Source organism: Paenibacillus sp. PL91, assembly GCF_012935325.2.
In the GTDB taxonomy this organism is placed as follows: Bacteria; Bacillota; Bacilli; order Paenibacillales; family Paenibacillaceae; genus Pristimantibacillus.
Genome location: NZ_JABBYG020000002.1, coordinates 538,601 through 551,462 on the forward strand (window position 1 = coordinate 538,601; position 12,862 = coordinate 551,462).

General features: G+C 50.1%; 10 protein-coding genes. 1 reads left to right on the top strand and 9 read right to left on the bottom strand.

Features of this window, described 5'->3' with window-relative positions; genetic code table 11:
* Positions 1–2: 2 nt before the first annotated feature.
* Positions 3–908 carry a UDP-N-acetylmuramate dehydrogenase gene (gene murB / locus HI950_RS07925; RefSeq protein WP_169083310.1) on the bottom strand — a complete coding sequence of 302 codons (906 nt, stop codon included), beginning with the start codon at positions 906–908 and terminating at the stop codon, positions 3–5.
* A 297-nt stretch (positions 909–1,205) separates the two neighbouring features.
* Here murB and HI950_RS07930 point away from each other — a divergent pair, with 297 nt between their 5' ends.
* Positions 1,206–1,367 carry a hypothetical protein gene (locus tag HI950_RS07930; RefSeq protein WP_169083311.1) on the top strand — a complete coding sequence of 54 codons (162 nt, stop codon included), beginning with the start codon at positions 1,206–1,208 and terminating at the stop codon, positions 1,365–1,367.
* A 101-nt stretch (positions 1,368–1,468) separates the two neighbouring features.
* On the opposite strand, the gene spoVE is transcribed toward HI950_RS07930, so the two are convergent.
* The 8 genes from spoVE to ftsL form a co-directional block, all read right to left on the bottom strand.
* Positions 1,469–2,566 carry a stage V sporulation protein E gene (gene spoVE / locus HI950_RS07935; RefSeq protein WP_169083312.1) on the bottom strand — a complete coding sequence of 366 codons (1,098 nt, stop codon included), beginning with the start codon at positions 2,564–2,566 and terminating at the stop codon, positions 1,469–1,471.
* 46 nt (positions 2,567–2,612) lie between these two features.
* Positions 2,613–4,052 (bottom strand): UDP-N-acetylmuramoyl-L-alanine--D-glutamate ligase, encoded by a 1,440-nt coding sequence (gene murD / locus HI950_RS07940; protein WP_169083313.1) that lies wholly within the window; start codon positions 4,050–4,052, stop codon positions 2,613–2,615.
* Between the two features lie 78 nt (positions 4,053–4,130).
* Positions 4,131–5,087 carry a phospho-N-acetylmuramoyl-pentapeptide-transferase gene (gene mraY / locus HI950_RS07945; RefSeq protein WP_169083505.1) on the bottom strand — a complete coding sequence of 319 codons (957 nt, stop codon included), beginning with the start codon at positions 5,085–5,087 and terminating at the stop codon, positions 4,131–4,133.
* A 4-nt stretch (positions 5,088–5,091) separates the two neighbouring features.
* Positions 5,092–6,507: a UDP-N-acetylmuramoyl-tripeptide--D-alanyl-D-alanine ligase gene (locus tag HI950_RS07950; protein WP_169083314.1), complete on the bottom strand. Its 1,416-nt coding sequence runs from the start codon at positions 6,505–6,507 to the stop codon at positions 5,092–5,094.
* Entirely contained in the window at positions 6,504–7,991 is a 1,488-nt protein-coding gene (locus HI950_RS07955; protein ID WP_169083315.1) for a UDP-N-acetylmuramoyl-L-alanyl-D-glutamate--2,6-diaminopimelate ligase, read from the bottom strand. The genes HI950_RS07950 and HI950_RS07955 overlap by 4 nt, the downstream gene beginning before the upstream one ends.
* Before the next feature lie 76 nt (positions 7,992–8,067).
* Entirely contained in the window at positions 8,068–10,008 is a 1,941-nt protein-coding gene (locus HI950_RS07960) for a stage V sporulation protein D (RefSeq protein WP_169083316.1), read from the bottom strand.
* Positions 10,009–10,141: 133 nt separating this feature from the next.
* Complete coding sequence (locus HI950_RS07965) at positions 10,142–12,448, bottom strand: penicillin-binding transpeptidase domain-containing protein (RefSeq protein ID WP_169083317.1); 2,307 nt, start codon at positions 12,446–12,448, stop codon at positions 10,142–10,144.
* 1 nt (position 12,449) lies between these two features.
* Positions 12,450–12,851, bottom strand: coding sequence for a cell division protein FtsL (gene ftsL, locus HI950_RS07970; protein WP_317618321.1), 402 nt, complete (start codon positions 12,849–12,851; stop codon positions 12,450–12,452).
* Positions 12,852–12,862 lie beyond the last annotated feature (11 nt).

A 12,862-nucleotide genomic window follows, 5' to 3' on the forward strand; every position in this document is an offset into this window, starting at 1 on the left:
AATTACCGCTCACCCACCACCAATACTTCCGGCACCAGCAGGATGCCGTAGCGGTCCTGAACGGTGCTTTGTATATGAGTCATGAGGGCGAGAACGTCTTCAGCTGTTGCTTGCCCGGTGTTTACGATAAAATTGGCGTGCTGCTCCGATACTTGCGCCCCGCCGAGTCGTTCACCTTTGAGTCCTGCCTCTTGAATAAGTCTAGCGGCATGATCATTAGGCGGATTGCGGAACACGCTGCCTGCAGTTGCAAGCTGAAGCGGCTGCGTTCTCAATCTTCTCTCTTTGTAAGAAGCCATTTCTGCGAGGACTTCCTTCTTATCCTTCTCTGCCAGCTCAAAGGTCGCCTCAACGACGATGCCCTTTTGCTCTTGCAGAATAGAATGACGGTAAGAAAAGTGCATGTCATCTCGTTCGTAGCGAACCAATTCTCCTGTATCCAGAACAATATCAGCTGACTTAAAAATACGTGACACATCCGATCCATGCGCGCCAGCATTCATATAGACGGCTCCGCCTACCGTGCCTGGAATTCCCCCCGCGAACTCAAGCCCGGTCAGACCTTCCTTACCCGCCATGACTGATAGCTTTATTAAAGAATACGAAGCGCCAGCTATGACTAGCGATCCTTCAAATCGCACGTAATCTAACCCTCTGTGCGGTTTAATTACAACACCGCGAATGCCTTTATCGCTCACCAGCATGTTAGAGCCTCTGCCCAAATTAGTCCACGGCATCTGATGCTTTTGCACCAAACGAACCGCAGAGACTAATTCTTCTTTGCTTCGAGGGAGGATTAATATATCAGCGGGACCGCCGATTTTCCATGTTGTATAGTTCGAGAGCGGTTCGTTGTACAAAACTTCGCCAAGATTGGCTTGTTCCAATTCCGCCTTAAATGCTTCCATTAGTTGAACCTCCTTAAGGATTGCAGGGCAAAGCCTGCCTCGTAAGCATAGCTTGGGATTTGCAATGCAAAACCCGGTCGTATGCACATGACTTGCTGAATAAAGGATAATGAAATCCATTCGCTGCTCTCCGAATGCTAGCTCAAAAACGCTGCAGCCGGATCATTTAGTTGCAATAACCGCTCCTTTCGGGCGACGGTCACGAATATAGTGTATCCTATGCCCTTATAGGCTCTTGTGTGACAATGGCCCATATTGAACAATCAGTTATCCTGGCTCGGAAGGAGCCTTATTCCTTTGCAACAATTGCTGCAGCCTTTTGTTTTGGAGCAGAGCCGTTTATACAAATCAGACAATACCCGCAGCTGCTTCGTGCCGCCGGGAATTGCCTGTACTTTTCGCGTGTGGGTCTATCCTTTTCCAGCCATTCCTATCGACAGCAATATCCGGCTTGAATAGCCGCAGCCGCCGAACAGGAGCCGCAAACCATTCAGAAGCCGGACAGTTAATTTCATTATTTTCGATAAAAAGCTCATGCCACTCCGATAAAGCATCCAACCTCACCTCGAATAACGAGAGATGTTCAATAAAATACCCAGTGCTGTTAAAAGAAGCGTAAGCGATGAACCCCCATAGCTGACGAGCGGCAGCGTTATGCCCGTTACGGGCATCATGCCGATGACGACGCCAATATTAATGAGCACCTGCACGCCGACAATACCGGTAATCCCAACAGCAAGCAAGCTGCCAAATGTATCCGGTGCGGCGATAGCCGCACGTACGCCTCTCCAAACGACAACTAAAAATAACAAGATAAGCGTAACCCCGCCAATAAAACCGAGCTCCTCGGCTAATATAGAAAAAATAAAATCCGTTTGCGGCTCAGGCAAATAACTGAACTTCTGACGGCTCATTCCAAGGCCAAGCCCTACTAATCCGCCGGGTCCGATCGCATACAGGGATTGAATAATCTGATAGCCTCCGCCAAGCGGGTCAGCCCATGGGTCAAGGAAAGACGTAATTCTCTGCAAGCGGTATGGCGCTGCTAAAATCAGTCCGATGAATCCAGCAACACCGACTAGCGCCAAGCCGCCCAAATGAGCCATTCTAGCGCCGGCAGTAAAAATAAGCAATAAAGATGCCCCTACCATTACCGCACCAGTACCTAGATCAGGCTGCAGCATAATTAAGCCAAAGGCTAGTCCAACCAAACCAAGCGGCGGCATTAGTCCCTTCGTGAATTGCGTGATCGTCTGCTGCTTCTCAGAAAGCCATTTCGACAGAAACAAGATCATAGCCAGTTTCATAAATTCCGACGGCTGAATACCGAAGGAGCTGATGCCAAGCCAGCTGCGGGCACCGCCGCGAACGACGCCGATACCGGGTATTAGAACGAGCAATAGCAATCCAAAGCAAACAATCAAAGCCATCGGCGCCCATTTTTTCCATACGGTGTAGTGCGTGTTCATTGTAAATAGTAACGCACCAATACCTAAAGCGGCAAATATAACCTGACGTTTCACAAAATAGAAACGATCGCCGAATTCATGAAAAGCTAGCACTGCACTAGCGCTGTATACCATAATCAACCCGATCGCGAGAATGAGCCCAATTGCAGACAACATCCAAATATCCGGGGCAGAACGCGCTTTGGCCATAGCGAACACACCTCTTAGCATGGGAAAGTAGGGACATGCCCCCTACTTACAAGGTATGCGCCGAATCTTTAAAAATGCGCCCTCTTTGCTCATACGAAGCAAACATATCCCAGCTTGCGCAGGCAGGCGACAATAGCACGATATCGCCAGGCTCAGCCATTGCTGCAGCTTGCTTCACCGCTTGTTTTAGGACGGACTCGGCGTCCTCATTAGGTTCGACGATTTCCACCTTACCTAAACCTGCAAGCTCAGCTACGCGGGAAAGCTTCTCCCTAGTCTCGCCTAGAGCGACCAGACCCTTCAAGCGGTCGCGGAATAAAGGCACCAGCTCCATATAATCGGATCCCCGGTCGAGTCCTCCCGCTACAAGCACAATCGGCGCCGACAAGGAGCGAACCGACATCGTTGTCGCAACCGGATTTGTCGCTTTGGAATCATTATAATATTTGACCCCATTCACTTCGCGAACGAACTCCAGCCGATGCTCTACCCCTCTAAATAGCTGCAAGGGCTCTATAAGCTGATCCGGAGCAACTCCGGCAGCCAAACATGCCGCTATCGCAGCAAGCGCGTTAGCCGCGTTGTGACGGCCTGGAATACCAAGCTCAGAGACAGGCAAAATCGTGATTTCCATCTCTTCTCCCTGGCGGAATACGATTTGTCTATTTTTAGCCGTTTCTTGCTCCAGCGAATCGATTACGTCCAGCTCGTAGGGGGGTTCAATATAAATTCCTGCATCAAGCCGCTCGTAAAGAGAAAAAGGCAGCTGCTGAGCAATTAGAAACTCGGATAGCGCTCTGCACTCCGGGTCATCCCAATTGATGACCGCTACATCGTCTTCGGTCTGGTTGTCGAACAGCTTTGCCTTGGAATTGACATAGTCGTCCATATCGCCATGATAATCCAGATGCGTCTCCGCAATGTTTAGCAGCAGCGCAATATGGGGCCGGAAATCGCTTGTGCCTTTTAGCTGAAAGCTGCTTAGCTCAGCAACTATCCACTGGTCTGGCGTTGCCTCCAAGGCCGCTTCGCATAGCGGACGGCCAATATTACCCGCGACGATGGGCTTCAAGCCAGCTGCGTTTAAAATCTCACCGATCCAGGTCGTCGTCGTCGTTTTGCCGTTTGAGCCTGTTATGCCGATGATTGGGGCAGGAGAAAGCCAATAGGCCGCCTCTACCTCTGTGATCACTTCAACGCCCAGCTCCCCCGCACGAAGCACAGGCGGAGATGAGTAAGGTATGCCGGGATTTTTAATCAATAGCGCGGTATCCTCCGTTATCAGATCGTCTGGATGATAACCGCACAGCACAGAAATGCCCAAAGCAGTCAATTCGTCCGCTTCGGGGCATAATTCGCGTGCTTTCATATCGTTCACAACGACATCAGCGCCTAATTGGTGAAATACTTTCGCTACGCTAACCCCGCTTCTAGCCAAGCCTAATACGACAACTCGGCGGCCTTGATAAGATGCCGGATGATTCATAACTGACAGTCCCTTCTATGGATACATGAAGCGGCCCCAAATAAATTGGCAGCCGCTTGTTCGCAACATTTCTCTCCATTATATTACAAATAGCAGCCCAATTGCTGCAAGCACTAATCCAACGAGCCAAAACACGGTAACAACCTTCCATTCGGACCAGCCAACCAGCTCAAAATGATGGTGGATGGGGCTCATTTTGAAAATACGTTTGCCTCTTAGCTTGAAGGAGCCTACCTGCAAAATAACCGATAGCATTTCAATTACAAAAACGCCGCCAATAATAATAAGCAGAAGCTCTGTCTTCGTTAAAATGGCTACTGCCGCAATCCCGCCTCCAATGCCGAGCGAGCCCATGTCACCCATGAACACCTTCGCCGGATGCTTGTTAAATACGAGAAAGCCAAGCACCGCACCTACCATTGCCGCAGAGAACACGGCCGATTCATGAGCCGACGTTTGCAGCGCAACAACTGTGAAAGCGCCAAAGGCAATCGCGCTTGTACCCGCCAGGAGACCGTCAAGCCCGTCGGTGAAGTTAACCGAATTGCTCGCAGCAAACATAATAATAACGACTAGCGGGTAATAAAACCAGCCTAGATCAAAGCCCCAGCCTGTACCCGGCACCGTAATTTCCGTGCTGTGATTCATATTGTAGAGCATCGCGCACACGATAATGGAAAACAGCAGTTGGCCGAACAGCTTCTGTCTAGCAGTGAGGCCAAGCGATCTTTTGAATACAATTTTAATATAATCATCCAAAAAGCCAACCAGGCCAAAGCCAAGCGATGCAGTCAGCAGCACCCAAAACTCCGCCGTTTTATCGGAAAACTTCAAAAAGGCGATCATGAGCGCAAACATTATGATGATGCCGCCCATCGTTGGCGTACCGCTTTTTTTCAAATGGCTTTGAGGGCCTTCCGTACGGATTTGCTGACCGAACTTCAAGCGGCGAAGCAGCGGAATGAACAATGGCCCGAGCAAAACCGCTAGCAAGAAGGAGGCGCCTATTGAAAATAAAATGACCATCATGTCCATTTCCTCACCCCACTTCCAAAGCTTGGACAATCTGTTCCATCCGCATGCCGCGAGAACCTTTTATAAGGACGATGTCCGTCGGCTGCAGCTGATTGCGCAGCCACTGCGCAAGCTCTTCTTTCTCTTCGAAATGGCGAACGACATCGCTTGCGGATGCAGTCGGGAAACGCGATTTCGCACCCTGCGCGATATGCTGTCCCAGTGGTCCAAAAGTTAGAACAGCATCCGCTTTGCCTGGCGTTATATAAGCCCCTGCCTCGAAGTGCAGCGCCTGCTCCTCCGGCCCAAGCTCCAGCATGTCGCCAAGCACGATCCATTTGCGAGTAAAGCCATCCAATTGTTCAACGAGATCAATAGCCGCGCGCACGGCTGTAGGGTTAGCGTTATAAGCATCGTTCAAAATCATCGCGCCATTGAAAGCTCGTACGGGCTGAATACGCATCCCCGTCAGCTTCAAATCGCTCAAGCCTTCAATGATTTTTGCAGCCGGGACGCCGAAGAATCGGCCAACGGCGATCGCGGCAAGCGCGTTGCTCACGTTATGCTGGCCGGGTACAGGTATGCGGATCGTTCCCAACCCGCTAGGCGTTCCGTTATAAACCGCAGTAAAAGACGCTGCTTCCGATTCTATGACGATATCGTCTGCCGACCATTCGTTATGGGCAGCTAATCCAAATGTTCTGCGCACGATGCCCGCCGGAAGCACGGAGCGTCCAAGCTCGGTTTCGAGCAGCGGCTCGTCGCCATTATAAAGCAGCAGGCCATCCTCGCTTAGGCCAAGAGCGATTTCCAGCTTCGCTTTGGCAATTCCTGCCCTTGAGCCCAGATGCAGAAGATGAGCATCGCCAATGTTCGTAATGACCGCGGCATCAGGCTGGGCAATCTTCGTAAGCAGCTCGATTTCGCCGAAGCCGCTCATTCCCATCTCAAGCACCGCTACCTCCGTATCCTCCTCAAGCTGAAGAACCGTCAACGGCAAGCCAATATGATTGTTCAGGTTGCCTTCCGTCTTGTGAACCTTATATGTGGTTCCAAGTATAGCAGCCGTCATATCCTTTGTCGTTGTTTTGCCGTTGCTGCCTGTAATGCCAACAACGCGCACAACGAGCTCGCTGCGGTAGGCAGCAGCGAGCCGCTGCAGCGCGACGAGCGTATCTCCTACGATAAGAAGCGGCACATCGGCAAGCGATTCCGGCACCTCGCGCCCCTTCTGCCAGAGCGCTGCAACGGCTCCGTTTTGAACAGCCTGCTCCAAATAAGCATGCCCGTCGAACTGCTCGCCAACAAGCGGGATGAACAACTGGCCAGCAGCAGCATGCCGCGAGTCAGTCGTTACACCCGATATCATTAATTCCTTATTGTTTCCATTCCATTTTGCGCCGCTCATCTCGGCAATTTGCTTGATCGTACGTTTAATCAATGTATGATTCCCCTTATCGCTTCTTTCGCTACTTTTCGATCGTCAAATGGATACTTGACTCCGTTAATATCTTGGTAGGTTTCATGACCTTTCCCCGCAATCAATACTACATCGCCTTGGCTTGCCATTTCAACCGCTTTTTGAATTGCGGCCTTGCGATCAGCAAGTAATTCATATGTGGAAGGATCGATTTTACCTTTTATAAGTCCATCCTCAATATCCTTAAGTATAAGCTCCGGCGGCTCCGTGCGCGGATTATCGGAGGTAATAATGGCGTAGTCTGCATATTTGACTGCAATGCTTCCCATTAGCGGCCGCTTCGACCGATCCCGATCGCCTCCGCAGCCGAATACGCATATGATTCGTTTCTCGGCAAACTGCTGGACGGCTCGCAGCACATTTTCCAAACCATCGGGCGTATGCGCATAATCGACGATCACCGCGAACGATTGCCCGGCATTAACAGCCTCCACCCGTCCAGGAACGCCGGGAATCGCGCTTAGGCTACCCGCAATCGCCTCCAGCTCCACCCCTTCAAGCAGTACAGCGCTGATAGCGGCAAGCGCATTGTATACATTGAACTTGCCGGCCATTTGCAGCGTAACGTCCGTCTCTCCCCGGAAGGTATGAACATGAAAGGTCGTGCCCTGCGCCGTAATCCGAATGTTTGAGGCGCGAACATCCGCTTCCTTATCGATGCCGTATGTTACAACCTCCGATGCAGTCAGCTCCGCGTACTCTGCTGCAGCGTCGTCATCCGCGTTAAGGACGGCGTACGAGCGCTCTCTCTCCTGTGCGGCATACTCGTTTCCCAGCCTCGAAAAAAACAATCCTTTAACAGCCGCGTAACGGCTCATCGTTTCATGATAATCCAAATGATCCTGCGTAAGATTTGTAAATACTGCCGTCCGAAAGCGGCAGCCCTTCACCCGCCCTTGCTCAAGTGCGTGAGAGGATACTTCAATCGCGCAATATTGCGTGCCCGCATCGCGCATTTCGCCGAGATAACGCTGCAGCTGGAGCGTCTGCGGGGTCGTGCTCGTCATCGGGAACGATAAGCCAGCATAACGACGCTCGATTGTGCCGATCACTCCGGTAGGCCTATTCTGATCATTTAAAATTTGCTCAATCAAATACGTTGTTGTTGTCTTGCCGTTCGTACCCGTTACCCCAATTAATTTCAAAGCATGGCTTGGATAGGCATAATAATAATTAGCAATAACAGCCATTGCAAGCCGGCAGTCCCTAACAATAATTTGTGGAACAGGCAAATCCAGCTGCCGCTCCGCAATAAGTGCGGCTGCGCCGGCTGCGGCAGCCTGAGGCGCAAACAAATGTCCGTCAACTGTATGTCCTCGCAGGCAGATAAACAATTGACCCTCGCTGATGCATCTTGAATCGGTTTCGATGCCGTTCCATTCCGTTTCCCCATCGCCTATGAGCCGCGCGGTTGCAAGCAGCTCCGTAACATCCTTTAAACGCATCTGCCCCACTCCTCCCTTAAGCGCTGACGGAGTAACGATAAGCCGCCCTCAGCACCCTCGTTAACTACCATTATAGTCAATGGGAGTGGGATATATTATCTTCTTCGCCTAAATAGATGCGAATCGTGGAGCCGCGATCGACCCGGGTTCCTGCAGCAGGAGCTTGTCGTATAACCGTTTTTCCCGAGCCTGCGGATGTTAGATTAAAATTCATGTTCAGATCCTCATATAAATCGGACACCGTTTTGCCAACCAGATTAGGTACGGTTACGATTGGCGTTTCGCCGTACTTATAGATCCGGTCAATCTGCTTCTCACGAGCCGGAACTTCCAAAATATTCAGCGCGTCCTCCATAATATTTCGGACGATTGGAGCCGCTACAACGCCCCCGAACTGAATCCCCTGCGGATTGTCTACCGCTACGTAGATGACGATTTGCGGGTCATCTGCAGGTGCAAAGCCGACAAAGGAAACGATATGCTCATTCGGCGAATATCGGCCGTTGATAACCTTCTGGGCCGTACCTGTCTTGCCGCCTACGCGGTAGCCGTCGATGAAAGCATTGCGGCCTGTTCCTTTGGCTACTACGCTCTCAAGCGCTTCACGCACTTGCTTTGACGTCTCCTCGGAAATGACCTTCCGCACAGCCTCCGATTTCACGGTCTCAACGGTCGCGCCGCTTTCCGGGTTAATCCAAGCTTTCGCTACATGCGGCTTGTATAGCGTACCGCCATTAATGGCAGCAGATACCGCTGTAATCTGTTGAATCGGTGTAACCGATACCCCTTGACCAAAGGCTGTCGTAGCAAGCTCTACAGGACCGACTTGACTGAGCTTGAACAAAATGCCATTCTCCTCACCGCCAATATCGATGCCTGTCTTCGTGCCAAAGCCGAAGTTTTTAATATAATCGAATAATTTCTCTTTGCCAAGTCGCTGGCCGAGCGTTACAAAGCCGGGGTTGCACGAATTCTCAACAACTTCCAGAAAAGTCTGGCTGCCATGGCCGCCTTTTTTCCAGCAGCGAAGCCTTGCTCCGCCAACCTCGATGGCGCCTGGATCGAAGAAACGCTCGTTTTTTAAATCAACCTTTTTCTCCTCCAAAGCAGCGGCTAGCGTTATGATTTTGAAGGTGGAGCCCGGCTCGTATGTCATCCAAATCGGCAGGTTGCGGTTGTAAACCTCTGTAGGCACCTCGCGGTACTTATCCGGCTCATAGGTGGGACGGCTTGCCATCCCGAGAATTTCCCCATTATTTGGGTCCATTGCAATTGCGATAATGCCATTTGGCTGCAGCTTCGTCATCGCTTGATCAAGCTCTCGCTCCATAACCGTCTGTATTTGTTTGTCGATCGTAAGCTGCATCGTAAGCCCGTCCTTCGGCTCAACATATGTATCCGAGGAATTCGGCATTTGCCTGCCTGCTGCGTCCGATAGAAAGGATACGCTGCCGCCTATGCCGCTAAGCTCTGTGTTATATTTTGCTTCAATGCCCGTCAAGCCTTGATTGTCGATTCCCGTAAAGCCAAGGACATGTGCGGCTAGGCTGCCATACGGATAAAAGCGTTTATTATCTTCGGCGACGACGATGCCCGGAAGACCTAAAGCACGAATTTGCTCGGCTTTATCAAGCGTGATTTTCCGGCCTCCAGGCCCGAGCTTAACGATCATGCTTTTTGTTTTTATTTTAGTGAACAACTTCTCCTGCGACATGTCGAGCAGCGGCGCCAGTGCAGCGGCAACAGCCTGCTTATCTTTGATCTGTACGGGAATCGCGTAGACCGTAGGCGAACTGACATTGTAGGCCAGCTGTATCCCGTTGCGGTCCACAATCTCGCCTCGCTTGGCGACGTACGGGATATCGCGTCTCCAAGAATTTTCCGCTTTATTTGCGAGTTCCTCGCCCTGCCACAGCTGTACATAGCTAAGCCTGATACACAAGGCGAGGAATGAGATCCCTGCCAATATAAGTACGATAAACAAACGTCGTCTGACCGTCACATTGGATACCTTCATAACTTGTTCCCCCTCCGCTTGACTGTTTCGAAGGAGCGCTCAATGACGCTCATTCCCAGATTATTCGGGACAAGCGGAGGATAGAACAAGCTTTAGACGAAGGCAGCCGCCTTCGTCCGTGTTCAATTATAGATTACTCGCCTGTTGCGTTCGTATTGGCATTGGAATCGGCTGCTTCACCTTCACCTTTACCTGCTGCTGAACCTGCACCGCCAGATTCATCCGTCTGAGGGTCGTCGCTATCCCCCTCCTTGATTGCCGCTTCTGAATCTGATCCTTGATCAGCCGCATCCTGTTCCCCATCTTTGCTAAGCGGCGGAGCGAGTGTAACCTTCAATACTCTTACGTTATTCAACGTCTCCTCCTTCTGGGATACGACAAAGCCCTCCCCGTCCGGAATAAGACGAATGCCGATCAGCGAGGTGATTTCAAGCGCATCGCGCAGCGACACGCCCTTCAAATCCGGAATGGCTAGCTTCTCTCGCTGCTCTGTAATTAAATATATTTTCTGAGTGGGATGAGCGGAAGAACCTCCTGCTGGGATTTGCTGCAAAACGGTCTTTCCGTTCCCGACCAGTTCAAAAGTCATTCCTTTTGCTTTTAATTCTGCTTTAGCCTGAGCAACCTGAAGCTTCGTTAGCTCAGGAACCGTTATTGACACTTCCTTTTTCAAATCGTTCGTATCCGTCGGGTAATTCGGCGCTACGCCCATTTTGCGCAAGCTCTTCAGCACGATCTGCTTAAACGCCGGAGCCGCAACCTTGCCTCCCCCCACGAGGGGGTCATTTGGTTCATCGACAACGATATATACGACGATTTTCGGATTATCAACCGGCGCGTAGCCGATGAAGGAGACTACAAACTTCGTAGCGGAATATTCGTTGTTGATAACCTTTTGTGCTGTACCTGTTTTTCCCGCTACCCGGTAGCCTTCGATATACGCGTTTTTACCGGTACCCTTGTCCTGATCGGATACGACCTGCTCTAAGTATTCGCCGACTTTACGCGATGTTTCCTCGGAGATCACTTGGCGAACGACCTTCGGCTCAATCGTTTTAGTCGTTTTTGTTGTCGGGTCCGTTATGCTTTTCACAATTTGCGGTTGAAGGAGCTTGCCCCCATTCGCTACAGCAGCGACTGCCGCAACCTGCTGAATAGGCGTAACTGAAACCCCTTGCCCGAATGTCGCATTGGCAATCTCGCTTGCATATTGAAAGCGAATAGAGCCTGAAAGCTCACTGCCTAGCTGTATGCCTGTTTTTTGGCCGAAGCCAAAATTCGTATAATAATCTCTCAGCTTTTGCTCTCCTAATCTCTCGTATCCCAGCTTGACGAACGCCACGTTACTGGAATACTTCAGGCCATCTAGAAACGAAATGGTTCCCCAGCCCTCTCGCTTAATATCACGAATCGGCCTTGGTATGCCTTTAATTTTGATTTGGCCTGATTTGTACATTTCATCCGGATTAAAGACGCCTTCCTCAACTGCCGCTGCCAGCGTTACGATTTTGAACGTTGAGCCTGGCTCGTATAATGATTTGATCGCATGATTGTAGGAGTTCGAATTGTTTTTCCAAAATTCATTCGGATCATATTGCGGCGTATTTGCCATTGCCAAAATTTCCATCGTGTTGGGATCGGCAGCAATAGCTGTCGCGCTTTTCGGCGCATACTCCTTCACAATTTCTTGCAGCGCTTCCTCTACGTAATGCTGAATTTCGCTATCGATTGTCAGATTAACATTTTGGCCGTTCTTAGCAGGCTGAAATTCCACTTCACCTTCGGCGAGCTGAACGCGTTTCCCGTCCTTCTCGTACTTGATAAAGCCATTTGTGCCGGTCAGCTGTTTGTTGAAAGAAGCCTCAATGCCAGTCATTGCTGCGCCGTCTCGGTCCAAATATCCAACCAGCTGCGCAGCTGAAGTTTTTCTAGGATAATAGCGTTTTAAGCTTTCTGCTAAATCAATACCGACACCAGTTACCTTCTTTTCTTTGGACAATTCTTCGCGGAACGCTCTAATTTTATCGGCCACTGTCTTGTCGATTTGCCAGCCGCCTTTACGCATCTCCCGATTAACAACATAAGTCCCATCTTCCTTTTTGGCGGTCACATTTTTCCGAAGCTCTTCCTTCGAAATGCCAAGTATTTCATGCAGGCCGTCGATAATGTCTTCCGTTAGCCCCTCTTCATTGATGACCTTTGGATTCACGGAAACATTATAGGTAATCGTGTCCATTGCAAGCACATTTCCATCGCGATCGGCAATCGTGCCTCGTTTAGCGACAATCTCCTCTGCAGCCGACCATCTCTTTTTCGCCAGTTCAAAATATTTGGCGCCTTCTACTACCTGCACGAAATAAATTCTGCTTATTAAAATGAGAAAAAGGAGGGTCATTACCCCTCCAAACAACAGTGTCCGCAATCTAATTCTCTTTTTCATCTTACTCACCTTGTTTACCCATTGCCGTTTTCAACTCGTTGTCACCAGTATTTACCGTTATGCCGCCTTCAATCGAGCTAACCATCCCCTGTGATTCGGCAATCTTGCGAATGCGCTCAGGATCACTCAGCATCTCAACCTGCTTTTTCAAATCTTCCATTTCAATGTTCATCGTTTGAGATTCGCTTTTGAGATTTTTGATGTCGAGGTTCATATCATAGATTTGTGCGTAGCGGAAAATAATGACACCAGCTACTACAACGCACATTAATACAGTGAACATGTACAACAGCTTCTCTTGAACCGGTAAGGATTTACGACTCTTAACCAATCGTTTCGTTTCTTTGATAACAGTCTGCTGATCCTGCTTTCGCTTAGGTTGCAGCGCTAAATTGCCATTCACATACGCCAATT